Source organism: Desulfatiferula olefinivorans, from assembly GCF_054657895.1.
On record NZ_BAAHXV010000003.1, the window covers coordinates 61,110 to 86,987 of the forward strand.

Genomic DNA, 25,878 nt, shown 5'->3' on the forward strand with positions numbered 1-25,878 from the left:
TTTTACGAAGCCGTCTGAACGCGTCTTTTTATGAGACCGTCTTTTTTGGGTCTGACACCTTTTGGAGATCGTGCCATGCGTTCGGAAAAAGAAAAGGATCTGCTGCTCAAGGCCGTGGACGGCTATAAGCGACGGTTGATTATCGTGTCGGACAGTTACAGGATTTTAGCTTCCAACTACGACGCGGAAACCGACTGTGAAAACAGTGTGGTCGGCCGTTTCTGCTACGAGTTTATCTACAACTGTCCGGAGCCCTGTTCCAACTGCATCGCCCTGAAAACCATCCGGTCCAATGCGCCGATGTTCCGGACGGATTACTCGGGCTTCCCCGCCGGGAAAAAGGAACGCTGCCGGTTTTCCTATCCCGTGATGGACGGCGACATCGTGACCTCCGCCGTGGTCATGGATTATGAAGAGCCGGGTATCCGTGAGATGGAGGATCAGCTCAAACGGTCCAACGCCTTTTTGCATAATCTGATCAACAGCGCCGTCGACGGTGTTATCGCCGCGGACATGAACGGAAAAATCATCATTTTCAACGAGGCGGCGGCGGAAATCACCGGGCACAGCGTGGATGAGGCCATCGCGAACCTTCATATCCGCAATACCTATCCGCCGGGGGTGGCCGAAGAGGTCATGGGGCATCTTCGAAGCGACGAATTCGGGGGACGGGGAAAGCTCAAAGGGTTCCGGGCCGACGGCATGACCAAAGACGGGCAGGTGATTCCCATCAGTCTGAATGCCGCCATCGTGTACGAGGGGGAGAGGGAGGTGGCCACCATCGGGTTTTTCCATGACCTGAGGGAGTATCTGGACATGCAGGCCAAGCTGAAGAAAACCCAGATCCAGCTGCTTCAGGCGGAGAAGATGTCGTCTTTGGGCAAATTGGCCGCCGGTGTGGCCCACCAGTTGAACAATCCCCTGGGGGGCATTATTCTTTTCGCCAAACTGATTCTTGAGGAGTACGATCTCAACGAGGCGGTCCGGGACGATGTGAACCGCATTCTTAGGGACGCCCAGCGCTGCAGCGACACGGTCAAGGAGCTTCTCGAATTTGCCCGCCAGACCCGGCGGGAGCTTGCCCCCCTGGATGTCAATAAATCCATTTCAAGGACCCTGTTTCTGCTTGAAAGCCAGACCTTGTTTCACAACATCGTCATCGAGTGCCGATATGACGCGAGTCTTCCCCTGGTGCCTGCCGACGGCCAGCAGCTGAACCATGTGTTCATGAATCTGATATTAAACGCCGCCGATGCCATGGACGGAACGGGGCGACTGATCGTCACCACGGGTCGGGTGCCCGGTGAGGACAAGGTGTTTATTGAAATTCAGGATACGGGCTGCGGCATTCCCGAGCATATCCTGCCCCATATTTTCGAGCCGTTTTTCACCACCAAGGAGGAAGGCCGGGGCACCGGGCTGGGGCTCTCCATGGTATACGGGATTATCGAGAGCCATGGGGGGCGCATTGCTGCTGAAAGTACACCGGGCCAAGGCACCCGGTTCCGTATCGAATTACCCTGCCAGGCAAACGGAGGTTGACGCTGTGCTGACTCATCATGAACAGACCGTCATTCTGGTGATCGATGACGAAAAGGATCTGAGGGACGGATGTGAGAGAATTATCCGGCGGATGAACTGCAAGGTGCTGACGGCGGCCACGGGGGAAGAGGGGCTGAACCTGTACCGTGAACACCGTCCGTCCATCGTCCTGACGGATCTGAAGATGCCGGGGATTGACGGCATGGAGGTGCTCAGGCTTCTTCAGGACATGGATGAGGACTGTCTGGTGATCGTCATCACCGGTTTTGCCACCATCGATACCGCCATCGAATCCATGAAGCAGGGGGCCTACGATTTTATCGCCAAGCCCTTCGAACCGGATCAGCTGCGCATCGTGGTGGGCCGGGCCATGGAAAAGCTCAGGCTCCGGCGGCAGGCACGGATCCTCGAACTCGAACGCCTGAAAAACCTGGCTGACCTTGAGACTGAAAAGAGCCGGACTCACGCCATTATCGAGTCTCTGCCCAACGGCATCGTGGTGACCAGCGCCCTGGGAAATGTGGTGCTGATGAACCCGGATTTTCGCAGGCATTTCAATATCGCCCCGGACCGCAAGGTCGGTGATCCGGTGGACGATTACATCGATGATCCGGGCCTGTGCGCCCTGATTCATGAAATATCACGGGGAAAGCATGTGGGCGCAGAACGGGTGCCGACCTATGAACTGACCCTGCCCAGCGAGGTGTATCTGCTGGCCCGGGGGCAGTCCGTTCTGGCCGAGGATCAGGAATGCATCGGAGCGGTGATGATTTTTACCAACATCACCGATCTCAAGAATTTCGACCAGCTGAAATCGGAGTTTGTGGCCAAGGTGTCCCATGAGCTCCGGTCGCCCCTCACCACCATTCATGAGCAACTGGCCGCGGTCATCGGCGACATGCCCGGACCGGATGACGACGAGAACAAATCCCTCCTGATCCGTGCCAGGGAAAAGACCCGGGGTCTGATTTCCTTTATCGGAAATCTTCTGGACCTGGCCCGCATCGAGGCGGGGAACGATTACAACAATCCCAAAGAGGTCCAGGTGACCGACGTCCTGGACGCCGTGGCGGATTTTTTGAAAAGCCGGGCCGAGAGCAAACAGCAGTGCCTGACCCTTGTCCATGAAACGCCGGATCTGCCCCGGGTGGTGGCCGATCCTCTGGCCCTTGAGAGTATTTTCGGAAATCTGATCACCAACGCCATTAAATACACCCAGAAGGAGGGAACGATCGAGATCCGTTCCGGCCTTTCGGGGGACGGCATCCGGGTGACCGTGACAGACAACGGGTTCGGTATGGACGAACATCAGCAGAAAATGATTTTCGAGAAGTTCTACCGGGTTAAAAACGAAAAAACCCGTCACATCGTGGGGACGGGCCTCGGGCTGTCCATCGTCAAGGGACTGGTCGATGCGCTGAACGGAGAAATCACGGTGAAAAGCGAGCCCGACAAGGGCAGCACTTTCACGGTCCGGCTGCCCCGGATCCGGTCCTGATCAGGTTCCGGTTTCAGGGACGGGCGGCGGCGGATCGGCCACAGCCGGGGCAGGGGGGGTGTTGCCTTCTTTTAGCGGCGCATTCTCCGATTCCTTGACCATTTCGCCGATGGATTCAAGCACCGCTTCCCAGGATCGCCCCGTATCGGTAGACACCAGGAAGGACTGGACTTTCTGGACTCCGGTGACTTTTTTGGCGTGCTCGACGGCGGCCAGGATCGCTTCCTTCGACCCCAGGACGCCCAGCAGCACGACCTGACATTGCACGGTTTTCACCGTGACGTTGGTGGCGAAGATTTTTTTGTCCGCCGCAAGACGGGCGGTGGTTTCATAGGCCATCTCGAGGTTGAGGGCCGGGTTGCAGTCTTCCCCCTCGCCTTTTTTCAGAAGGTAGGGAACCGCCGGCTTGCCGGTGACCTCCCAGGCGATATCCATGATCCGCTGGGCTTCATCCAGCGTCTCGCACTGACCCACCACAAAGGGATAGCCGAAATAGCACACGGCGGTCACATCCAGAATCCGCGTCACATCATCCTCGACCAGCCGGGCCGTCAAGAGGGTGGTGAGCTTCTTGTCGTTCAAGATATGCCGCAGGGGCCGTTCGTCGACACTGGTCTTGTAGATGGTTTTTACGGTGTTCTTGATTGCCGACTTCACGGTGCATCCCGCAGTCGGCAGGGACAAAAGAACCAGAAGGACCCATACGGTGGAAAATCGCCATGATTTCATTGTTCGTTCCCGGAATACAGTGTCTGTTTCGGTTTGACCATGAATGTCGACACTATACACCGATCACAACGAAAAGACAATCCGATATCCCGATGAAAGAAGCCAATGGATGGTTGAGACGGATCGGGCATTGTGCTATAACCGTTTTGCCTTGCGGGAAGGGGAAACACCGAGTGATGGTTGACGGCCTGAGCCCGCCGTGCGCCGGGCGGGTGTGTTTCGGCAGCATCGGAGCAGCATCCCGCGTTTGACTAATGCCACAGCCGACAGAATCGTGCCATGACCCCTTTCACCCCTGTGAAATTCGGGAAGTACCTGCTGCTGGACAAAATCGCCACCGGCGGGATGGCTGAACTGTTTCTCGCCAAGCAGACCGGGGCCGAAGGGTTCGAGAAATTCATCGCCATCAAGAAAATTCTGCATCATCTGAACACCGAAGACAAACTGGTCGGATCATTCATCGAGGAAGCCAAACTCGCGGCCAACCTTCACCATCCGAATATCGTGCAGATTTATGATTTCGGCGCCATGAACGAGACGTATTTCATCGCCATGGAATACCTGTTCGGCAAGGATCTCCGGTTCACCCTCAAGCGGTCCCTGGAACGGGGCATGCCCATCAGTCTGGACCATGCCCTGTACATCGTCACCCAACTGCTGGCCGGTCTGGAATACGCCCACACCTTTCAAAGCTACGGCGGTGAAGTCCTGAGGCTCATCCACCGGGATATCGGCCCCCAGAACATCATCATCACCTATGACGGCCAGGTGAAAATCATCGATTTCGGAATCGCCAAGGCCGCCAATCAGGATACCAACACCCAGGTCGGCACCATCAAGGGCAAGGTGTCCTACATGTCTCCCGAACAGGCCGGCGGCGAGGTGATCGATCACCGGTCGGATATTTTTTCCGCGGGTATCGTGATGTACGAGCTGGTCACGTCCAGGAAGATGTACGAGGGGGATACCTTCCAGATCCTGGCCAAGGCCCGGGAACGGATCTTCCAGCCCGCCTCCGTCGCGGCACCCGGTCTTCCCGATGCCGTTTACCGTATTCTCGACAAGGCCCTTGAAAAGGACCCGGCATCCCGATACCAGACCGCCGAGGACATGGGCCGGGACATCGAAACCTTCATGCTCGAAAAGGCCATGCGGGTCAGCCAGAAAGATCTGTCGCAATACATGAAAACCCTGTTCCAGGGGGAGAGTGATGAAAGCGACATCCGGAAGACACTGACCGGAGAATCGGTCAAACAGGATGATGACGAGGAACGGACCCTGGTCACCCGGGAGACCGAACCCACGGTCAACGAATCGTCGAGAATCAACCGGCCGGTTCCGAAGCTCCGGCTGTTTTGGTTTGTCACGGCCTTTGCCGCCGTGCTCACCTTTTACGTCTTTTCCCGGACGGACCGGGGCAGGCTCTGGATCGACCGGGTCATGGAGCCGGTGATCGCTGCCGGCATCGTTCCCGACATCCGCCGGGACCACGAGCGCATCGCGGCCGGTCGAACCGCCGTTGACGAAGGCCGGTATGCCGAGGCCATCCGTCTGTTCGAAGACATTCTTGCGGCGGATGCGGGGGCGTTGAATCTGGTGGCCGAGGCCTATTCCCGTGCCCTGACCGCCCAGGGGGAAGCCTTCTTTGACACCGACCCCCAGAAGGCCCGGGCCTACCTCGAGGTCTCCTACGGACTCAATCCGGCCAACGGCACCACCTCTTTTCTTCTGGGCAAGAGCCACACCCTGCGAAACGAAAACCGCAAGGCCCTGGAGTACTATGAAAAGGCCGCCGCCGCCGATCCTTTGAACGCGGACATCTATTTCAACATGGGGTACAACTACGCCGTCCTCGATGATTACGGCAAGGCCAAGGAGATGTACACCCGGGTGATCGACCTGGCGCCGCCCTTTGTCGATCAGGCCTATTTCAATCTGGGGCTGATCCAGGAAAAGACCGGGCGGAGAAAGGAGGCCGTGGAAAACATGAAAAAGGCCCTTTCGGTCAACCCCGGTAACCGCAATGCCGCCCGGTTTCTGGAAAATCTCAAACGTTCGCGAAATAATTGACTTGAATCTCGGCTCTTCTGGTGTATATTCTTACCACATTCGGCGACGCCTGCCGGCATGGTATGTTCACACGGACCCCGGATTACTGGATCATGAAAAAAGCTGGACTGCTGCAATTGATCATCGTCGTGTTCTGTTCCCTCGTCCTTGGCTCCTGTCTGTTTTCAGGAGGGGAAAAACGATGGAAACCGGTCAAGCCGGCCCGCCAGGCCTTTGTCCATCAGGTGACCTGGTCCGATGAAACCATGCCCGTCATCGCACGCTGGTATACGGGAAAATCCGAAAATGACGCCTTGCTGATCAAGGCCAACCCCACGGTCAACCCGGACCGTCTGGTTCCGGGCACACGGGTGTTTATCCCAAAGGAACTGCTGAAAACACGCAAGGCCTTGCCCAGGACGGCCGTGGCGGAGTTTATGAAAAAACCCGTTTTGAAAAAGAAACCCGCGCCTTCGAAACCGGCCCCCGTGGAACCCGCCCCCGCCCCCGTCGATGAGTTCGAATTGTTCGGACCGCGTTGAGCACCTTCGGGTCAAAGCGGGCAGACAATCTGAAGACAGGACCGCCCATGACGCCCCAAAAAACATACCTTGTTCCGTTGCTGTGTCTGATCGCATGCCTTGCCGCCGCGCCCGCAGCCCGAGCCGTTCGGGGCCCGCGTACCCCCATGAGCCAGGACCGGGTCAATGCCGCTCTTTCTCCCGGGCGGGTGATCGAACATGCCCATCTCAAGGGACTGACCCTCAGTGACCGGGTCGTCGCCCGCATGAGCCTGAACAATACGACCCTTGACAAGGTCAGCCTTGACCGAACCCACTTGCAGGACCTGATGGTCATCGATTCCGATCTGGTCGGCTGCGCCATGCGACGCATGAACCTCAACGGCGCCAAATGTTTCGACACCCGTTTCGAAAAAACCGATCTATCGCGATCCACCCTGAATTACGCGGTTTTCAGCGGCGGGGAACTGACGGTGTGCGATCTGTCGGGCGGGGTGCTCAAGGGGGTCCTGATCAAAGGCACGCGGCTCAGGGGCGTCAACCTTTCCGGAGCGGATCTGAGCTGTTCGGTGATCTATTCCGACTTCGATCAGGTGTCGTTCAACCATGCCGATCTCCACGGCGCGCACATCTACAACACCTCTGTTTTGTCGTCGGATTTTTCAAGGGCCAATCTCAGCGGGGCCAAGCTGGAGAAAGTGTCGGTGGTCTACCGGAAGGATATGACCTCACGGTTCAAGGATGTCAACCTGAGCTACGCCTACCTCAAGCAGGTGGAGATGACGGCGGCGGACCTGACCGGCGGTTTTTTGCGGGGCATGACGGCGGATAATTGCGATTTTTCATTTTCCATCATGAACAACGCCCGCATGAACGATATGGTTTTTCTGAAAAGTTCCCTGAAAGAGACCGATCTCAGGTACGCCGAAATCACTCATGCCTATCTGCGGGACACGACGATCAGCGGGGCCAATCTTGCCGGGGCGGACCTTGGGTTTTCAGATCTTACAGCCGCCGTTCTCGATCAGGCCATTCTCACGGAAACGGTGTTCGACCAGGCCGTGCTGGCCCGATCCTCCATGGAAAAGGTCGACGCCGTGGGCGCTTCGTTCCGTCAGGCCGACCTGACCGGATGCAATCTCAGCGGGGCTGTGCTCGACCGCACCAATCTGGAACAGGCACGGGTTTCGGGCATCATCCTCAATGATGCCACCCTCACGCGGCTTTCGCTCAAAGAAGCGGCTCTTTCCGGTGTTCAGATGAAAAATGCCGTGCTCACCCGGGTTCAGCTGTCCGGGGCCGACCTGTCCGGAGCCAATCTCGCGGGCTGTCGGATCACCGCGTCGGATCTTAAACAGACCTCCCTGTCGGCCGTCAATGCGAAAGGCGCAATCATCGAGGGCGTCGACCTGACGGGCGCCAACCTTCAGACGGCGGACCTGAAAGGCGTCTCGTTTGTCCGGGTCGATCTGACCGACGCGAATTTCAGGGGCGCCACACTCAAGGGCGCGGTTTTCAAAAAATGCACCATGACCCGGGCCGATTTCACCGGCGCCGATGTGAAAGGTGCGGACCTGACAGGCGCGAATATCGACAGCGTCCGGGGTCTGGACCGAGCGGTGAATGTGGGTAAGGCCCGCGGGCTCTGATACGGTCGGATCGCAGCTGATCGTCTTCCCCGTGAAATCGAATACCGGCTTCCAATCCGCCGTGTGGATACCCTGCCGTTTTCCGTGTCTGATGCCGCGATCGTCAATCTGTCGGCCGTTATATCAATTTTTCATTGCATGATCATCGTCTTTCTGGTTTAATAGCGCTCATATTCGATCGCTTGCAAAACCCTTGCAGCTACCTTGCGTCCTTGAGTGACGCCACATCATGACCTTATTCATATCATCCGGCCGGATCAGCACATCACGGCCGCTATGACGGCGAAACGACGTATCTTCGTCCTTTTTCAACGGTCGCATTGGATCGTCGTGCGGCATCCGTAAGACGTCCCGGCATCCCATCTTATGAACTCCGACGACCCGGACCCGGTCTCTCCATGGTGGTGCCCCCCTGACATGAACATGATCCCGGCCGGCGGTCGTCATCCATACCCTCTGGCCCATGGGTCGCTGTTCGCCGTGAGTCGGCGTTATCCGATGACCAGGTGATTCGCCTCTATTGTTCCCTTTGTTCGTACAAGCGTGAAAACGCAATTATATCAATTAATTAAAAATCAAACAAAGGGGGCTTTCATGCAGCAGAAACAACCGAGTACCTTGGTGGACCTTCTCGTATCCCGATCACAGACCCACAGGGACACCCTGATTTACACGTTTTTATCGCCGAATTGCGAAACGGACATGAGCTACGGCCGGCTGCACGATGCGGCGCGGCGCGTTGCCGGTTATCTCGCGGAACGGTATCGCTGCGGGGATCGCGTGATCCTGGCCCTTGCGCCGGGAAAGGATTTTGTCGTCTGTTTTTTCGGATGTCTGTATGCGGGGCTGGTTCCCGTGCCGCTGTATCCTCCGGTTTCCCCGGCCCACATCGATAAAATCGCCCATGTCATGAACGATGCCGCGCCGTCGGCCATGATCAGTTCAAAGGACCTGACGGATATCGGTCGTTCCCTGGGCTGGGACGGAGGCGGCCTGACCGTTCATACCGTCGAATTGTTTGATGACGTCTGCCCGGACGACTGGACGTCTCCGTTGCGACGTGCGGATGACATCGCCTTTCTTCAGTATACCTCGGGTTCCACCCATCATCCCAAGGGCGTCATGGTCACCCACGGCAGCATCATGGCCAACGAACAGCTGATCCGAACCGGGTTTTCCCAGACCCCGGATACGGTGGGTGTGGGCTGGCTGCCCCTGTACCACGACATGGGACTGATCGGCAACGTGCTCCAGCCCTGTTTCACGGGTTATCGCATGGTCCTGATGTCGCCGCTGGACTTTATGGCCGATCCCCTGATCTGGCTTGAAACCGTTTCACGGTTCCGGGCCGGCATCAGCGGCGGCCCCAATTTCGCCTTCGATCTGTGTGTGCGACGATATGACGAAAATCGCTGCCGGTCTCTGGATCTATCGTCCTGGGACCTGGCGTTTACCGGGGCCGAACCGGTCCGGGCCGATACCATCGACCGGTTTACGGCCCTCTATGGGCGCCACGGTTTTTCGTCCCGGGCCTTTACCCCCTGCTACGGACTGGCCGAGAACACGCTGATGGCCGTCTGTGTGTCCAAACACGATCTGCCGAAACGGATTCACGTTGATTCGGCGGCCTATCAGGAAGGCCGCATCGAACCTGCAACCGCCCCATCGGAGGGGGTTTTGACCCTCATCGGCAACGGTGCCTGTCCCCCGGGTCAGGAGCTTCGTATTGTGGAGCCTGAAACCCGTATCGTTCTTCCCGAGGGCCGGGTCGGCGAAATCTGGCTGCGGGGGCCCAGCGCCGCCTGTGGGTACTGGAACCGGGAGGGCCTGAGCCGCGAAACCTTTGAGGCCCAAACCGCATCGGGGGAGGGCCCCTTTCTGCGGACCGGGGATCTTGGCTTTGTCCATGACGGGGAAATGTTCATCGCCGGACGCATCAAGGACCTGATCATCATCAGAGGGAAAAACCATTATCCCCAGGATATCGAGCTTTCGGTGGAAAACGCCGACCCGGGCATCCGGCCCGGCCGGACGACGGCCTTTACGATCGATGAGGCGCTTTGCATTCTGGCCGAATTCACCGGGACGAACGACGATGCCCCCACTGTGATTCGCCGCGTCGTCCGCGCGGTTAAAAAAGACCATGAGCTTTCGGTGTCCCGGGTGCTTCTGGTCGCGCCCCGGAGTCTTCCGGTGACCACCAGCGGCAAGATCCGCCGCCGTGAGGCTCGGAAACGGTTCGAAAACGGCGAGCTTCCGGTCATTGACTCCTTCACGGCCCCGGTCCGTCCGAAGGCGGGTGGCCGGGCGATGGGGAAAAGCCTGCGTCCGGGGATCGAAACCCTCCGGTCGATGATCGCCCGTGTGGCGGGCCTTGAGCCCCGGGACATCGACCCCGATCTTCCTTTCGGGCACTTCGGCCTGAGTTCATCCGAGGCCGTGGCCCTGTCCGCAGAGCTCGAAGACCTGTTCGCCGTTTCCTGTCCGCCCACGGTGTTTTACGATTATCCCACCGTTCGTCGGCTGGCCGACTATCTGACCGGCGGCGGTGAGATGCCGGCGGTCCCAAGCGGCCGCGCGGAACCTTCCGGGGATATCGCCGTTGTGGGCATGGCCTGCCGTTTCCCCGGAGCGGCTGATCCCTCCTCCTTCTGGGACAACCTCGCCGACGGCCGGGAACATCTCAGTGATTTCCCGGAAGATGTCCGGGCCGGGCTCCTTTCCCGCAGCCGGGGCGGGTTTGCCCGGCGGGGAGGGTTTCTCGCCGGCATCGACGCCTTTGACGCGGGGTTTTTCCATATCCCGCCCAGGGAGGCCATGATGATGGATCCCCAGCAGCGTCTGTTTGTCGAAACCGTCTGGCATTGCCTGGAACATGGGGGCTACGCGCCCGGCAGCCTGAGCGGGCGATCCGTGGGGATTTTCGTCGGGGCCTCGTCCTTCGATTACGGCTATGTGCTCGGCGAGGCGGGCATCCTCCCCGAGGCCTACACCGCCACCGGCCTGGCCCACAGCATGATCGCCAACCGGGTATCCTTTCTTCTCGATGTCCACGGCCCCAGTGAAACCGTGGACACCGCCTGCTCCAGTTCGCTGGTGGCCGTTCACCGGGCCGTATCCGCCCTGTCCCGGGGCGAATGCGAGACGGCTGTGGCCGGCGGGGTCAATGTGCTGATGTCTCCGGACGGGTTCACGGCCCTGGGCCGGTCGGGTTTTTTGAGCCGCCGGGGCCGTTGCCGGGCCTTTGACAGCGGCGCCGACGGCTATGTGCGCGGCGAGGGCTGCGGCGCGGTGCTGCTCAAGCCCCTTGAGCGGGCACTGGCCGACGGGGATTACATTCACGCGGTGATCCGGGGGTCGGCCGTCAGTCACGGCGGCCGCAGTGAATCGCTGACCGCACCCCAGGCGGCGTCCCAGGCCCGTCTGATCGCATCGGCCCTTGAAAACGCGGGAATCGGGTTTGACACCCTGGGCTATGTGGAGACCCACGGTACCGGTACGGTGCTGGGTGATCCCATTGAAATCAACGGCTTGTTGACGGCAAACCGGATGATGGGGCAGACAAAAGAGGCGGGGACCTGCGTCCTGGGATCGGTGAAAAGCAACATCGGCCATTTGGAGGCGGCGGCGGGAATCGCGGGTCTGATCAAAACGGTGGAGGCCGTCAGACGCGGGGTGATTCCGGCCTCCCTTCATATCGAAACCGTCAACCCCCTGATCGATCTTTCCGGGAGCCCCTTCGACCTGGCCCGCGAGACGAGGCCCTGGCCCGAGATCACGGATGAAAACGGCCGGCCCTGTCCCCGTCGCGCCGGGATCAGCTCCTTCGGATTCGGGGGGACCTATGCCCACCTGGTCGTCGAATCGTATGATCAAACGGTTCCGGACGACCCGGGGGGAGACGCCCTGTTCGTGTTTTCCTCCCGGAGCAGGGAGGGGCTGAGCGCCCTGGTCGATCGGTATCTTGACTTCCTGTCCCGATCCGATGTGCGGCAGGAATATGAAGGCCGCCTGGCCGACATGGCCTTTACCCTGGCCCGGGGACGGGATCACCACAAGGTCCGTCTGGCCCTGACGGCAGGCGACATGGACACGTTGATCCGAAAGCTGTCGTCCTACCTGAGATCGGGGGATGCCTCTGCCGACGTGTATGTCGGTGTCTGTGACGCCTCTGATACGGAGACGCCCGAACCGTCATCGGACCTGAACCGACTGGCGGCCCGGTGGGTCTGCGGCGCTGAGCCGGACTGGGACCGCATGTTCGGAGACCGGCCCGGACACAGATGCCCGCTTCCTGGGTATGTGTTCGAAAAAACGTCGTTTTTTGCGTGGTCTCCGCCCGAGGCGTTATCGGAAGGAGGCGCGGTTTCGACTTTTTTGTCTGCCCCGACGGTTTCATTGTCCATCGAGGCCATCGAGCTTTTTCTGACGGAGGAAGCGGCAGCGCTGACAGGCGGACCCATCGACAGTCAGACTCTGTTCAGTGATGCCGGCCTTGATTCCATGGCGCTGATCAGCCTTCTTGGCCGTCTTGAAACCCTGACCGGCCGGGACATCCCCTCGTCGGCGATCCAGTCGTGCAGCACCATCAAAGCCTTGGCCCGGTTCGTGGTCGAAGGCGGGGAGGGGGAGCCGGAGCCTGCCGCGGACCTGATCGCCGACACCGAACTCGACGATTTTCTGTTCGACCGGAATACGCCTCCGGCGGCCCGTCGCAATGCCCATATCCTGCTGACGGGGGCCACGGGGTATCTGGGCGCCCATCTCCTTACCGAACTGCTGGACAGGACAACGGCCGTCATCTGGTGTCTGGTCCGTGCCGAATCCGATGCAAAGGGATGGGACCGGATTCAGGAGGCCGCCCGTCGATTTGGAATCGACAGGGATCTTCCGTCGGACCGGGTTCGCGCCGTGCCGGGGGACCTTGGGGACTGGCTTCTGGGCCTGGATCGCAAGACCTTCGATGATCTGGGAGAAAAAATCGACACCATCTGGCACTGCGGGGCCACGGTGGACTGGATGAAATCCTATGACGCCCTGCGCCGGATCAACGTGGAAGGCACGCGGACCATCATTCACCTGGCCGCTCACAAAACCGTCAAGCATCTCCATTTCATCTCCTCTCTGGCCGTTCTGCCCCTGGTCCCCGGGCAGACACACTGGGACGAGCGTCCGGTCAGCGATCCTGCGGGGATTCTCACCGGTTACGGTCAGAGCAAATGGGTGGCCGAACAACTGTGCCTCAAGGCCGGAGACTGGGGCATTCCCGTGTCGGTGTACCGGTTCGATTACGTGGCCGGGAAGCCCGGATCGGGGGTGATGAAGGACAGCGATTTCATCGCCCGCCTGATCACGGGCTGCATCCGGATGGGATCCATGCCCCTTGAGGAAACCAACTTCGATATCATTGCCGTGGATTATCTGTGTACCATGATGGCGGCCATCGCCGGTCTCGACAGGGAACCCGGAGGCGTCATTTATCACCTGCTCAACCGGAAACCCTTTTCCACCTCGGATTTCGCCGCCCTGATCCGGAAAAGGGGGTACCGGCTTGAGCGTCTGCCCTTTGAGCACTGGAAAAAGCTGACCCGGAAAAATCCGGAAAACGAGCTGTATCCGCTGTTCCCGTTTATCGATCGTTTCGACCGGGATTCCTTTGAGGCCTATGCCGCGTGGACCGTGGACAACACACGGACCATGACCGCTCTTTTGAAGGCCGATCCCCTTCTGATCGAACGCATCCCCTCAGCCGGTGAGGTTCTGGAATCGGTGATGGACTTTTTGATCGACAGCGGTCGCCTTCGCCGGGGGGTTCACGGTCCCATGGCCGATATTCACCGGGCCTACTGGGAACGTCACTTGGCCGATGTTCCGGTTCATATCGCCCTGCCCGCCCGGCCTGCCCACCGGCGACGGGCAGGCGTCAATCCGGCCTTCTGTTCCCTTCCACTCGACGATCAAAGCCGGACGATCCCGGATGACGCGGCCCGCGCCCAGGGACTTGACCCGGTGATCCCGGTACTGGCCCAGGTGTGTGTGCTGCTGTCCCGCTACGGTGGTCAGGACGATCTTTTGGTGGCCGTATGGCAGGACGGGGACGGTCCCTTTTTCGTCCGAAGTCGATGCACGTCGACAATCCCGGCGGGTGCCCTGGCCGTGGATCTGGCGTATCGGCTCGATCAGGCGAGGGTTCACCGGGATATGGGCCGGGATCGTGTGGAGGCCCTGCTGGGCATCGGAGCAGGCGAGCCGTATCCCGTCCAGGTGGCCTTTAACGCCGCGGATCTCACGGTGACGGATCCGGACAGGCTGAGTCTCTGCTTCGACTTCAGGCGGGAGCCGTCGGGTCTTTCCGGTCGTATCGTCTACAACGAGGGCCTGTTTGATTCCGAGACCGTCGGCCGGATGGCGGGTCACCTGAACCGCCTGGTCCAGAGTCTGGCAGACGGCTGGGATTGCCCCCTGTCACGGCTTCCCATGCTCGCTGAGGAGGAGGTGAGATACCTGACCCGCGGTGTCAACCAAACCGCCATGACCTATCCGGCAGACCGCTGCGTGCACCAGCTGTTCCGGGCCGCGGCCCGGCGCTCACCGGATGCAACGGCCCTGATCTGCGACCATCGGACCATGAGCTATGCCCAGCTGGACCGTCGGTCCGATGAACTGTCGGTCTACCTTCACGACCGGGGCCTGGGAGCGGGCCATGTGGTGGGTCTGTGTGTGGAGCGAACCGAAGACATGATGACGGCCGTGCTGGGGGTCCTGAAAGCCGGAGCGGCCTATCTGCCTCTGGATCCCGAGTATCCCGCCGATCGTCTGGCTCATATGGTCGAGGATTCAGGCGCCCGGTGGATCATCGCAAGTCGTTCGCATGCGGCTTTTCTGCCGGACAACGGGGGGAGGCGCATCGTGATCGAGGACGAGGCTGCGGCCATCGGCGCCGTCGGCGTCCGGCCGGATTTCAGGCAGGCCGTGGATGCCCTGGACCGTTTGTCCGATCCTGACGCGGCGGCCTACATCATCTACACCTCGGGAAGTACCGGTACACCCAAAGGGGTCCGGGCCCTGAACCGGGGTCTGACCCACCTGGTGTTTGCCATGAACGTCCACCTGGGCCTGACGGAAGAGGACACCATGCTCGGGTTGACGCGCCTGAGTTTCGATATGGTCAAGCCCGAGCTTTTCCTGCCCCTTTCAACGGGAGGAACGCTTCATCTGGTCGACCGGGACCTGGCCCGGGACGGGTTCAGGCTCCGGGAATGCCTGGAGCGTCACCCCATTACCCTGATGCAGGCCACACCGTCATCCTGGCGCATGCTGATCTATGCGGGATGGCAGGGTTCTCCCGACCTGACCGTGATCACCGGCGGGGAGGCTCTGTCCGAGGATCTGGCCGACATGCTCATCCCCCGATGCCGGCGACTTTTGAATTTCTACGGTCCCACCGAAACCACGGTCTGGTCCACCGTGGCCCGCATCGACGACGGATCGGATGTTCATATCGGCCGTCCCCTGGGCAATACCCGGATCTACGTGCTCGACCGGGACATGAATCCCGTGCCTGAGGGGGTTGAAGGCGAACTGTTCATCGGCGGCGACGGTGTCGCCGGAGGCTACCACAACCGGCCGGAGCTGACCCTGCAACGGTTCCTGCCTGATCCCTTTTCCACCGAAACGGGCAGGATGTACCGCACCGGTGATCGGGTTCGGCTCCGACCGGACGGCAATCTGGAGTATCTGGGGCGCATCGATCATCAGGTAAAGATCCGGGGGTATCGCATCGAACTCGGCGAAATCGAGCAGGCTATAAGGGATCAGGCCTCGGTCGCCCAGGCTCTGGTCCAGGCGCGCGTCGACGGATCGGGGGATAAAACCCTGGTGGCCTATCTGGTCGCAGAGGCCGGGCAAACGCCTCCGGACAAAGCGGCGATTCAGGAATCTCTGGGACGGCGACTGCCGCCCTGGATGGTGCCGTCCCATATGGTTTTTCTCGAAACCTTTCCCGTGAACGCCAACGGAAAGATCGATACGTCCCGTCTGCCGGACGTTACGGTCCCCGTGACCGGCGGGGAACGGACACGGCCGGAAGGACCCATTGAAACCCGTCTTCTGGCTTTGTGGCGGCAGGTGCTGAATGTTCCGGAGCTTGGCGTGACCGACGACTTCTCGGACTCCGGGGGGGATTCCCTCAAGGCCGTGCGTCTTCTGGTGTCGGTCAACGAGGCCTTCGGCATCGCTCTGACGGTGCGGGAACTTTTCGAGAATCTGACGGTGCGCGCCCTGGCTCTCACCGTGAGCCGGCTGCTCCGGGGCGACACGGCGAACGACGATGACACCGCCCGCACGATGCGGGAGGATGCGTCCTTGAACACCGTCTTCGTTGACGGCAGCCTGGTGCGCATCGATCCGGAAAGCCCCTTTAAAAATGTCCTGCTGACCGGAGCCACCGGTTTTCTGGGGGCGTATATTCTGAGGGATTTGCTGGAAAAGACCGATGCCCTGGTGTTCTGTCTGGTCCGTTCCCCCAACGGAGTCGACGCCTTTGACCGGCTCCGTTCCAACCTCCGTCGTTTCGGAATCTGGAAAGAGGCCTACACCCCGCGCATCATGCCCCTGTGCGGTGATCTGGCCGAGCCCTTGATGGGGCTCGACCCGGAAACCTACAACGACCTGGCCTGTCTGATCGACCGGGTCGTTCACAACGGTGCCATGGTCAACTTTTCGTATTCCTATGACCTCCTCAAACGGGCCAACGTGACCGGAACCCGCCATGTGCTGGAGTTTACGGCATGCAGGCAGCTCAAGTTCCTGTACTACGTGGCGACCATCGGTGTGTTCGAAACCCTTACGCCCCTGTCCCCGGAAGCGGTGGATGACGATCACCCCCTTCCGGAACCGGAACGGCTGTATTACGGGTATGCCCGGAGCAAGTGGGTGGCGGAAAAACTCGTCACAGCCTGTCGGGACCAGGGCCTGTCCGTGACGATTTTCAGGCCCGGGCCGATCTACGGAAGCAGCGATGGCGGATCGCTGAACACCGACGATTTTTTCTGCCGGATGATAAGGGCCTGCGTAAGCCTGGGCGCGGTCCCCGAACTCGATGTCCGTCTGGACGGCATCCCCGTGGATCAGGTGAGCCGAGCCCTGGTGTCGCTGTCCCTTGATTCGTCGATGTCGGGCCGGACGATCAATCTGGTTCATCCCCGGCCCGTGCCTGCGGGCGAACTGACGGATTACCTGCGATCCTACGGATACGACGTCAGGGTTCTGCCCGTCCCGGCCTGGCTCGACATGATCCGTCAAGCCGTCGAAGACGACGGAAATCTGTTGCCCTTCCTGCCTCTGGTGTCGGATATCGTCCCCGGAACAGGCGGGCGGACTTTTTTCGAAATGCAGACCGCACAAAGGCAGGTCTACGGCTGCCGGACGCTTCTCGCCGATCTGCCGCCGTCGCTTATCGGGGCCCGGGCGCTGACCCGGGAACTTTTCCATGATTGCCTGGATTACCTGAACGCGGTGGGATTCCTGGAGGCTGTTCCCGCCGGTGAAGAAAGGTGAGGCTCAGTCCTCAAGCGGTAAGCGGCCCCGGATCAGCTCGAGTTTGCGGCTCCGGGGCCATTTTTTGATCCGGTATTCGGCCCGTGACGCCGAGGCCCGGTCCGGAAAGGGATGGGAAAACAAAAGGATTACGGGCCTGCGGCTACGGGTGTATCGGGAGGCCCGACCTTCGTTGTGCTCGCCGATGCGACGGTTAAGATCGACGGTGATGCCCGTGTACAGGCTCCGGTCGGAACACTCAATGATATAGAGATACCAGCTTGGATTCATGCTCACGGTTTATAGCAGATTGATTTTTTCTTTTCAAAAGGCTATTGAAAGGCAGCGTATTCCCCACAATGACCGGAAAAGGAGATCTTTATGAATACCGCCGCCGTTATCCCGTTTGTCTGGCCGGAACTCAACACCACCGTTTCCGTGGTGGCCCTGGTTCTGGTCCTTGTGATTATCGCCTTCAGCGCCTTCAGCGGAGCCCGGGCCAACATCCTGAGAATCGCCTTTTCCGTGCTTTTGTCCTCCGCCATCGGCTGGTGCGCCATGCCCCTTCTTGTCGCGGGCGCATCGGCCGTGCATCTCCTGGACACCCGCCTCGGGCCGATGATCACGGTGTCGGTCATGATGCTCCTGGTCGCCCTGACCGCGGTCTGCATCTATGAAATCATCACCGTCACTTTCTCCGACGTGGGCCGCGCCTCCCGGGAATAACGGTCGCGATGACCGAGGCCCTTTACGATTTCACCTCCGCTCTTTCTCCTGCATCAGGGTTGCGGCTTTTGCGATGTAGGCCATTTCGATGTTTTCCTTCCATTCGACCCGGGTGATGTCCCAGGCCTCGCATTCGTCGGGGTCGGCGTCGCGGTGAAAGGCGGATTTGAGCGTGCGCAGGCTGTGTCGGTCGAAGCAGTGGGCGGCGAAGGAACTGTCCCGGAGGAAACTCGAGGGCAGGGCGTCGGGCTGGCTGTGGATCAGCTCTTTGAGTTCGTTGGCGTTTCGGGCGTACATGGGGCTCCTTACGAGGTGCTCAGGCCTTGAGACCCGAGGTAGTCTTTGACGGCGGCGCTGGTGTAGGTGAACACCCGGGCTCCGGTGATGGTGACGAAGGGGTCGTCGGCCTTGCATGCGGCGGCGAAGGCCGGGCCGATGGCCGAGGCCGGGTCGTCGGATTTCACGGCCCGGTCCAGCGAGGCCACGTAATGGTCCAGGCGCTGCCGGAGCAGCTGGAAGTAGTCGATGCTCTGTCCGATCATCAGGCCCGTGACGTTTGAGATGTCCTTGGAGAAATCCCGGATCAGGCCCCAGAAGGTTTCGGCGGCGACGGTCTTGTCCGGGTGGTCGGTCATGAAGGCCGACAGGCTCCAGCCCACCGAGACGATCTTGAGCAGCTGCAGCTCGTAGTCCACCGTGACCGTGTTGATCTCCCGGTCCCGGGGCAGGGCGGCCACCAGGGCGTTGATATCCTCCCGGTCCACGGCGTATTCGGCCAGATTGCGGCAGACGGCGGAAAGGCCGCTTTCCCCACCGGTTTCAGATTCCATGATCGTGTCCTCCTTTTGTTTTTCCATCACAGGGCCCGGGCCGTGATCACGGCGCGAACCGGAGCCGGGTAGCCCTCCACGGTTTTTTTGGGGTCATCGGGGTCGAGAAAGTCCTCCAGGGATTCGGTCTTGATCCATGGCGTTTTCCGCTGTTCGACGGACGTGGTTTTCGAGACGTCCACCACACGGATATCCCCGAAGCGCGCACGTTTCAGCCAGGATTCGAGACAGCTGACCGAGGGAATGAAAAACACGTTGCGCATCTTGGCATACCGGTCCTCGGGGAACAGGGCCACGGGAGCCCCGGTTTCGATGATCAGGGTTTCAAGAACCAGTTGTCCGCCGGACCTCATGTTGCCGTGGATATCAAGCAGGCTGTCCACGGGGGATTTCCGATGGTAGATGATGCCCATGAAGAACACGGTGTCGAAACAGGCGTCGAAGGCCGGAAGGTCTTCGAGACCGGCGGGCAGGTAGTACAAACGATCCGACCGGACGTATTTCTGAAGGGCCTTGAACTGATAGTAAAAAAGGATCTGGGGATCGATGCCCAGAATCATCTCGGGCGCCTGGTCCAGCATACGGAACATGTAATAGCCCGAACTGCAGCCGATATCCAGAACACGGCGCCCCGAAAGGGGCTCCAGGGCGTCTTTGAGCCGGTTCCACTTGATGTAGGAGGCCCATTCGCTGTCCACCCGGATGCCGAACAGATCAAAGGGGCCCTTGCGCCAGGGGCTCATGGCCATCAGGATGTCGGCCATCCGGCTTCGTATTGCCGCATCGGCGTCTTCCGGCCTGCCGATGCGGACCCAGTCATCGGAAAGACGGCACATGGAAGGATGAATGTCCGGAAGGGATTCGTAGAGGCCCCGCCATTTTTTTTCGTTGCCGTAATCAAGGGACAGCCGGGCGCCAAGACGGCCGACGAGCGATTCAAGGGCGGGTCGGCAGTGGTTGAGTTTCAGTCGGTCAAGATGGTCGAGCAGGTGTTCCATGGGCCTCTATTTGATACAGATGAACGAGGTGAAGTTGAACCATTTCTGCCAGATGTCCATGCGGCTGAAACCGGCGCTTGAAAAACGCGTCAGGTGGGCGCCGACCGTTTCTGGAATCAGGACGTTTTCCAGGGCGTCGCGTTTCTGACTGATTTCCAGGTTGGAATAGCCGTTTTCCTTTTTGAACCGCCAGTAGTAATCCTGGAACAGGTTGGTCAGCGTCTCGTCGTCGTGGACGGTTTTTTCCGTGACCAGAAGAAGGCCCGAAGGGATGAGGGCCCGATACACCGATTGGATCAGACCGTCCCGCTGATCCATGGGCAGGAACTGGAGGGTCAGGTTGATGACCACCACCGAGGCGTTGTCAAGGCGGATGTCCGTGATGTCCGCAAGGGTCAGGTGAATGCAGTCGCCCATGGGGCGGTTGGCAAGCCGCGTCGCGTAGGTGTCCAGCATGGGCTTCGAGTTGTCCACGGCCACCATGTGAAAGGGCTTTTTCCCCATGATGTCGAGAAACCTCAGGCCGAAATTCCCGTTGGAGCAGCCCAGGTCGTAGACCGTGGTGCCGGGCCGGTAGAACTGTTCGGCAAGCTGGGCCTTCCGGATCAGGGCCTCGTGATACAGGGGCACGGACCGGTGAATCATGTCGTCGAACACCCCCACCACGTTTTCGTTGAATTCAAAGGGCGGGACCCGGTCGTGCTTGCGGGAATAAATGGTGTCTTTGCTCATAAAACCATGGCCTCGTGTCTGCGTTCAATCTTTCGGAAATTGCCGTATCTGTTTTGTACGGGACATCCAAAACAGGTATTGATTTGAGGCAAGATATGTCTTAAAACTCAGTTTCATGTCAAGCATAAAGGTTTCAGAACAAACAGATAAGAGGGATTATGGGCAGAATCTGGTTTCCGTTTTATGACACGGTGAGCTTCGAGGACATCAAAAGCTTTATTGAAGTCAATATGCTGAAACATCTGGATATCCGCATTGCGGCCATGGAGGATGACGCCTTTGTCGCCACCATGCCGGTGGACCACAGGACCCGGCAGCCCCTGGGGCTTCTCCACGGCGGGGCCTCCTGCGTGCTCGCCGAATCGCTGGGCAGTATCGCGTCGTATCTGTGCATCGATCCGGACCGTTACGATGTGGTGGGGCTGGAGATCAACGCCAACCATATCCGCAGCGTCCGGACGGGGCGGGTCACGGGCACCTGCACTCCCGTTCACATCGGACGGTCCAGCCATATCTGGGATATCCGTATCCGGGATGAAGAAAACCGGCTGGTCTGTGTCAGCCGGATGACCAATGCAATCCTTGACAAGGAGAAAGGATCATGTCCGACAATGTCAGAGCCCGAGTGATCATCAAGGGGTGGGTCCAGGGCGTGGCTTTCAGGTACAACACCAAAGCGGCGGCCTGTGAACGCCAGGTCACAGGCTGGGTGAGGAACAAGGCGGACGGCAGTGTGGAAGCCGTGTTCGAGGGCGGCAGGGAGCAGGTGGAAGCCATTGTCGCCTGGTGCAAAAAAGGGCCGAGAATGGCGGTGGTCAAAGACGTCGAGGTCTCCTGGGAGCCCTTTGCCGGGGACTTGAAGGAGTTTGACATTCGATTCTGAGACAAAGGCTGAGATTATTCTCAAACGCCGGCGGCCGACCCTGTTTCGGGGTCGGCCGCCGTTGTTTCAGAAGGAGGGAATCGTCATTCGCTCAGGAAAAACCGATCAGTGAACCGCGATGCTCTTGGGTTTCTTTTCCTCGGGTTTGGGAATTTCGACCTTCAGCACGCCGTCCTTGAACTCGGCCTTGATCTTGTCGGTTTCGATCGTGGAGGGCAGGGTGAATTCCCTCCGGAACATGCCGTAAGACCGTTCACGGCGATAGTAGTTCTCCTTTTTGACCTCGTCGTCGGTTTTCCTCTCGCCTGCAATGGACAGGATGTTGCCTTCGACGTTGATGGAGATGTCCTCCTTTTTCAGGCCCGGAAGATCGGCTTTGATCACGGTGGCGTTGTCGGTGTCGAAGATATCGACCACCGGGTTCCATGCGCCGCCGAAGCCCTTGAATTCATCCAGGGCGGTTTCAGGGAAAAAATCTTCGAACAGACGGTTGATCCTGTTCTGAAGTACCGGCATTTCACGTAAGGGGTTCCATCGTACAAGTGACATAACCTTATCCTCCTGTGCTTGGGTTATCGTTATGATTGAATTCTTTCTTGTTTGACAATAAATTAGTCACTATATTAATGGTGTCAAATAAAAAATATGATTTTTTTATATCATTACTAAATAATGCAAGTTCCTATAAAGTAATGATGCAGGGAGGGTGAAGCCGATGAACGATCACGATTATTCCGAAGAAGAGAATATTGCTATTCCCGAGGCGTCTTTTGCGGATCTTCTGGGCAAGCAGTCGGTCCGGGCCACGTTTCGCCTGTCCGAGCGGGCCATCGAGGCCATCAGCCTGGTGGCCGGGCATCTGGGCATCAAGAAAAAGAGTCTGTTCGATCATCTGATCGAGGATTCCAAAGCGCTTCACACCATTGCGCGCACCCTGTCCTCCGGCAAGCGCCAAGAGTTCCCTCGGATCCAGAAAACCTTCGTTCTCAGCCGGAGAACCCTGACGGCCCTCGAACAGATATCGAGAACCTTCGACACGCCCCGGGATGCCCTGGTTGAATATTCGATCCAGCGCCTGGACGCCGTCATCCGGATCGAGCGCGAGAAGCATGAACAGCGCAAACATCTGGTCGGTGAGCTGGAGCAGCACCTGGCCCTGTCTCAATCCCTTCTGGACAGAGCCAGGGAACGGCTGGGCGACGACGATGCGGTCTGCCTGATTCTTGAAAAACATCTGGCCGCAGGGATGCAGGCCCACCGGGATATGGAAACCCTGCTCGAAAAAGGCAGGATGCTTGAAGACTTCTGAGGCCGCAGGAAGGGTGATTGTGTTTCGATGGTCTGGTAAAACGCAGATATCGGGCGTTTCAGGACGTCGTCATTTGGCCTTGTCCATGGCCTTGATCTCCTCCATGGCTTTTTTGGCGCATTCGGGGCAATAGCTCGATGAGATGCCGAGTTTGGTGTTTTTCCACAGGTACTGTTCGATGGTCAGCCACTCTCCGGTGCCCGGCTCCTTGCCGGTGTCGTCCTGGAACTTCCGGCAGACACAGCAGGTGGTCAGAATCCCCTCGTAGGCCTTGATCTTCCGTTTCATTTCGAATTTTTCAAGACATCGCTCGATGCGGAAAAACAGTTCATCGGGATCGCAGGGTTTGAGCAGGTAATCGTCGGCATCCAGGCGCAGGGCGTCCACGGCCGAGGAGAGGTTGCCGTATCCGGTGAGGATGATAGCCACGCATTCGGGATACAGGGATTTGCACTGTTTGAGAACCTGAATGCCGTTCATGTCCGGCATGTTCAGGTCTGTAATGATCAGGTGGAAGGCTTCCCGGGCCAGGATGTCAAAGGCGTCGCGCCCTCCCGCGGCACAGGAGACCGTGTAGCCGACGGCTTCCAGGGCCTTGGCGAACACGGTGAGAATCGTTTTGTCGTCATCCACCAGCAGGATGCGGTATTTATCCATAAACGCTCCGGTCCTTTCAGGCTGCGGGGACGGGCAGGGTGATGATGATCTCGGCACCGCCGTCGACCAGGTTGGTCGCCCGGATGTCACCGTTGTATTCCTTGACCAGTCCTTTGCAGATTGCCAGTCCGATGCCCATACCCTTGTCCTTGCGCTGGGTGACGAACAGGTCGAAGATGCTTGTCAGATTGTCTTCGCTGATCCCCGGGCCGGTATCGGAAATGGCGATGGTGATGATCCCCTTGTCATAGCGTGTCCGGATGTTGATCGTTCCGGCCACGGGCATCCGCTGGTCCATGTCGATGTCGTTGATATCGATGTCGGCATGTTCCGAAACGGCGTCGATGGAATTGTTGATCAGGTTGAGAAAGATCTGGGAGAAATGCTGGAACGCCACGTGGATGACAGGCAGGCCGGGATCGAAGTCCAGATTGACCCTGATCAGGTTTTTGGACAGATTGACCCGCAGGAGGTTGACCGTGGTTTCGATGATGTCGTTCATGTTGCAGGGCATCTTCACGGCCAGGGACGGCCGGTTGAGGTCCTGGAAAGAGTTGATGCGGTTCCGGACCGTGGCGAACACCTCCTTCATCATCTTCAGGTCGTCGAGCAGGTTAAGGTCGTGGCTGTACTTGGATTCCATGGTCTGGAGCAGCATGATCATCGATTGAAGAGGCGAATTGATTTCATGGGCGATGGAGGCGGCAAGCTGGCCGGTGGCCGCCAGTCGTTCCGATCGGATCAGCTGGTTTTCCAGGCGTGACTTTTCGTATTCGTGTTTGTTCAGACTGTTTTTCATCCGATTGAAGGCGTCGGCGGTCACCTGGATTTCCGTGTAGACCGACTGGGTGTTGTAGTGGGTCAGCATATCGAATTTTTCCACGGCCCGGGCTTCTTTTTCCAGGTTTCCGATGGGCCGGATAATGGTCCGGGAGAGCAGCAGGGCCAGGATGGTGGCCAGGATGGAGATGCCCACGGTGATCAGGATGTTGAGCCGCCGGTTTTCCTTGATGGCGCCCAGATAGTCGTCCTCGGGGATGAACACGCCGATGATCCAGGGCCACTGGTCGTCGGTGAAGGGGCTGAACATGGCGTGGTAGGCGGCTCCCTGGTACGTGAATTTGACGAACTGGGGCCCTTCGGCTTTGAGACGTTTGTCGTCGGCATAGGACCAGTTTGCGGCCAGGAAGGCTTTCTGGGTGCGTTCGTCGCTGATCTGGTCGATTTTGACTAGGCTGGTGTCGTCCTTGACGATTTTTTCAAGATCGGGGAAGGCCACCACATCGCCGTTGTTGTTGAACATAAAGGCCATGCCGTGTTTGCCGATCTTCAGTTTGCCGATGAAGATCGACAGCTGGTCGATGTCGATGTCCACGCCCACGATGCCCTTGAGCACGCCCTCCGGCGTTTTGGCCGGTCCGGCGATGGTGATGCCGGGTTTTCGGGAGGTGAAGAAGATATAGGGATCGGTCCAGACGATGCCGTCTTCGCGGGATGCTTTTTTGTACCAGGGGCGGGTGCGGGGATCATAGGTGTCCGCAGGGTCGATTTCGCGTCCGATTTCCTTGAGGTTCCGGTCGCGCCAGATCAGTTCGACCCGGCGGCCTTCCGCACCGTTCAGGATGATTTTGGTCCGAAATCCGTCGGGGCTCTTGATGTTGGACCGGTTGACATAGAAAAAGTCGCCGTTGGGGGTGCCGTAGTAGATACCGGCAAAGTGGGGATACAGCGCCAGCTGGTCGAAAAAATAACGTTCCAGGTGATCGAGGGAAGCCAGGTCGCTGCGGACCACGTTGTTGGATATCAGCCGCTTGGTCAGGTGGGTGGCGCCCTGGGCCAGGGCCAGGTGGTTGTGGGACTGTTCCATGGTCAGGTCGGTGATGTTGGCCATGATGCTCTTAGCGTGGTTCAGGAGAACTTTTTCGGACGACAGATAGGATGAGCTTGTGATAATCAGTTGGGTTCCCCAGATCAGGCTTAGAAAACCCGCGATAAGCGCCCAGCGTATGGATAATTTCATGTGTGTCTGTTTCCCTGAGAGGTCCGCCCCGGCCCCTGTTATTGGTCATGCCCGCGTTGTGCGGTACGGTTTGAAGCCAACTTGTACAAAGTATGATGCGGTTTGTCAAGAATCTTAAGGTCTTATAACAAGCTGAATCTTTTCTCTGTACACGGGAGCGGAATTTTAGTAGATTGCCCGATTCAAAAATATGAAAGG

Annotated in this window: 19 protein-coding genes; 10 read left to right on the forward strand and 9 right to left on the reverse strand. The window is 58.9% G+C overall.

Annotated elements, in window-relative coordinates; translation table 11 throughout:
* Nucleotides 1-75: 75 nt before the first annotated feature.
* Nucleotides 76-1,542: a two-component system sensor histidine kinase NtrB gene (locus ACYQ11_RS03465; protein WP_459922350.1), complete on the forward strand. Its 1,467-nt coding sequence runs from the start codon at nt 76-78 to the stop codon at nt 1,540-1,542.
* 4 nt (nt 1,543-1,546) lie between these two features.
* Nucleotides 1,547-3,040 (forward strand): ATP-binding response regulator, encoded by a 1,494-nt coding sequence (locus ACYQ11_RS03470; protein WP_459922351.1) that lies wholly within the window; start codon nt 1,547-1,549, stop codon nt 3,038-3,040.
* Here ACYQ11_RS03470 and ACYQ11_RS03475 read toward each other — a convergent pair whose 3' ends face one another.
* Nucleotides 3,041-3,769 carry a BON domain-containing protein gene (locus tag ACYQ11_RS03475; protein ID WP_459922352.1) on the reverse strand — a complete coding sequence of 243 codons (729 nt, stop codon included), beginning with the start codon at nt 3,767-3,769 and terminating at the stop codon, nt 3,041-3,043.
* A gap of 279 nt (nt 3,770-4,048) precedes the next feature.
* Between ACYQ11_RS03475 and ACYQ11_RS03480 the strand changes: the two genes are divergently transcribed.
* The 4 genes from ACYQ11_RS03480 to ACYQ11_RS03495 all read left to right on the forward strand — a co-directional run bounded on the left by ACYQ11_RS03480 (nt 4,049) and on the right by ACYQ11_RS03495 (nt 17,546).
* Nucleotides 4,049-5,839, forward strand: coding sequence for a protein kinase domain-containing protein (locus ACYQ11_RS03480; protein WP_459922353.1), 1,791 nt, complete (start codon nt 4,049-4,051; stop codon nt 5,837-5,839).
* 92 nt (nt 5,840-5,931) lie between these two features.
* Nucleotides 5,932-6,360, forward strand: coding sequence for a hypothetical protein (locus tag ACYQ11_RS03485; protein WP_459922354.1), 429 nt, complete (start codon nt 5,932-5,934; stop codon nt 6,358-6,360).
* A 47-nt stretch (nt 6,361-6,407) separates the two neighbouring features.
* Nucleotides 6,408-7,988: a pentapeptide repeat-containing protein gene (locus ACYQ11_RS03490; protein ID WP_459922355.1), complete on the forward strand. Its 1,581-nt coding sequence runs from the start codon at nt 6,408-6,410 to the stop codon at nt 7,986-7,988.
* A 594-nt stretch (nt 7,989-8,582) separates the two neighbouring features.
* The gene (locus tag ACYQ11_RS03495; protein ID WP_459922356.1) at nt 8,583-17,546 is read left to right on the forward strand and encodes a thioester reductase domain-containing protein; all 8,964 of its coding nucleotides are present in this window, start codon (nt 8,583-8,585) and stop codon (nt 17,544-17,546) included.
* Between the two features lie 3 nt (nt 17,547-17,549).
* On the opposite strand, the gene ACYQ11_RS03500 is transcribed toward ACYQ11_RS03495, so the two are convergent.
* Nucleotides 17,550-17,816 (reverse strand): GIY-YIG nuclease family protein, encoded by a 267-nt coding sequence (locus ACYQ11_RS03500; protein ID WP_459922357.1) that lies wholly within the window; start codon nt 17,814-17,816, stop codon nt 17,550-17,552.
* 90 nt (nt 17,817-17,906) lie between these two features.
* Between ACYQ11_RS03500 and ACYQ11_RS03505 the strand changes: the two genes are divergently transcribed.
* Nucleotides 17,907-18,251: a hypothetical protein gene (locus tag ACYQ11_RS03505; RefSeq protein ID WP_459922358.1), complete on the forward strand. Its 345-nt coding sequence runs from the start codon at nt 17,907-17,909 to the stop codon at nt 18,249-18,251.
* A 30-nt stretch (nt 18,252-18,281) separates the two neighbouring features.
* Here ACYQ11_RS03505 and ACYQ11_RS03510 read toward each other — a convergent pair whose 3' ends face one another.
* From ACYQ11_RS03510 to cmoA, 4 genes are read right to left on the reverse strand one after another with little or no spacing between them, the layout of a single operon-like run.
* The gene (locus ACYQ11_RS03510; protein WP_459922359.1) at nt 18,282-18,548 is read right to left on the reverse strand and encodes a hypothetical protein; all 267 of its coding nucleotides are present in this window, start codon (nt 18,546-18,548) and stop codon (nt 18,282-18,284) included.
* A gap of 8 nt (nt 18,549-18,556) precedes the next feature.
* Nucleotides 18,557-19,081, reverse strand: a complete 525-nt coding sequence (locus ACYQ11_RS03515) for a hypothetical protein (protein WP_459922360.1) — start codon at nt 19,079-19,081, stop codon at nt 18,557-18,559.
* Between the two features lie 26 nt (nt 19,082-19,107).
* On the reverse strand, nt 19,108-20,079 hold the full coding sequence (gene cmoB, locus ACYQ11_RS03520; protein ID WP_459922361.1) for a tRNA 5-methoxyuridine(34)/uridine 5-oxyacetic acid(34) synthase CmoB: 972 nt from the start codon (nt 20,077-20,079) through the stop codon (nt 19,108-19,110).
* Between the two features lie 6 nt (nt 20,080-20,085).
* Complete coding sequence (gene cmoA / locus ACYQ11_RS03525; protein WP_459922362.1) at nt 20,086-20,811, reverse strand: carboxy-S-adenosyl-L-methionine synthase CmoA; 726 nt, start codon at nt 20,809-20,811, stop codon at nt 20,086-20,088.
* 158 nt (nt 20,812-20,969) lie between these two features.
* Between cmoA and ACYQ11_RS03530 the strand changes: the two genes are divergently transcribed.
* Together ACYQ11_RS03530 and ACYQ11_RS03535 are read left to right on the forward strand one after the other, a co-directional pair.
* Nucleotides 20,970-21,440: a hotdog fold thioesterase gene (locus ACYQ11_RS03530; protein WP_459922363.1), complete on the forward strand. Its 471-nt coding sequence runs from the start codon at nt 20,970-20,972 to the stop codon at nt 21,438-21,440.
* Nucleotides 21,413-21,694 carry an acylphosphatase gene (locus tag ACYQ11_RS03535; RefSeq protein WP_459922364.1) on the forward strand — a complete coding sequence of 94 codons (282 nt, stop codon included), beginning with the start codon at nt 21,413-21,415 and terminating at the stop codon, nt 21,692-21,694. Before ACYQ11_RS03530 ends, ACYQ11_RS03535 begins: the two co-directional genes overlap by 28 nt.
* A 105-nt stretch (nt 21,695-21,799) precedes the next feature.
* Here the strand turns inward: ACYQ11_RS03535 and ACYQ11_RS03540 are convergent, their stop codons facing one another.
* Nucleotides 21,800-22,243 carry an Hsp20/alpha crystallin family protein gene (locus ACYQ11_RS03540; protein ID WP_459922365.1) on the reverse strand — a complete coding sequence of 148 codons (444 nt, stop codon included), beginning with the start codon at nt 22,241-22,243 and terminating at the stop codon, nt 21,800-21,802.
* Between the two features lie 166 nt (nt 22,244-22,409).
* Between ACYQ11_RS03540 and ACYQ11_RS03545 the strand changes: the two genes are divergently transcribed.
* Nucleotides 22,410-23,003 (forward strand): hypothetical protein, encoded by a 594-nt coding sequence (locus ACYQ11_RS03545; protein ID WP_459922366.1) that lies wholly within the window; start codon nt 22,410-22,412, stop codon nt 23,001-23,003.
* 69 nt (nt 23,004-23,072) lie between these two features.
* On the opposite strand, the gene ACYQ11_RS03550 is transcribed toward ACYQ11_RS03545, so the two are convergent.
* Together ACYQ11_RS03550 and ACYQ11_RS03555 are read right to left on the reverse strand one after the other, a co-directional pair.
* Nucleotides 23,073-23,660, reverse strand: coding sequence for a sigma-54-dependent transcriptional regulator (locus tag ACYQ11_RS03550; protein WP_459922367.1), 588 nt, complete (start codon nt 23,658-23,660; stop codon nt 23,073-23,075).
* 16 nt (nt 23,661-23,676) lie between these two features.
* Complete coding sequence (locus ACYQ11_RS03555) at nt 23,677-25,680, reverse strand: sensor histidine kinase (RefSeq protein ID WP_459922368.1); 2,004 nt, start codon at nt 25,678-25,680, stop codon at nt 23,677-23,679.
* Between the last annotated feature and the right edge of the window lie 198 nt (nt 25,681-25,878).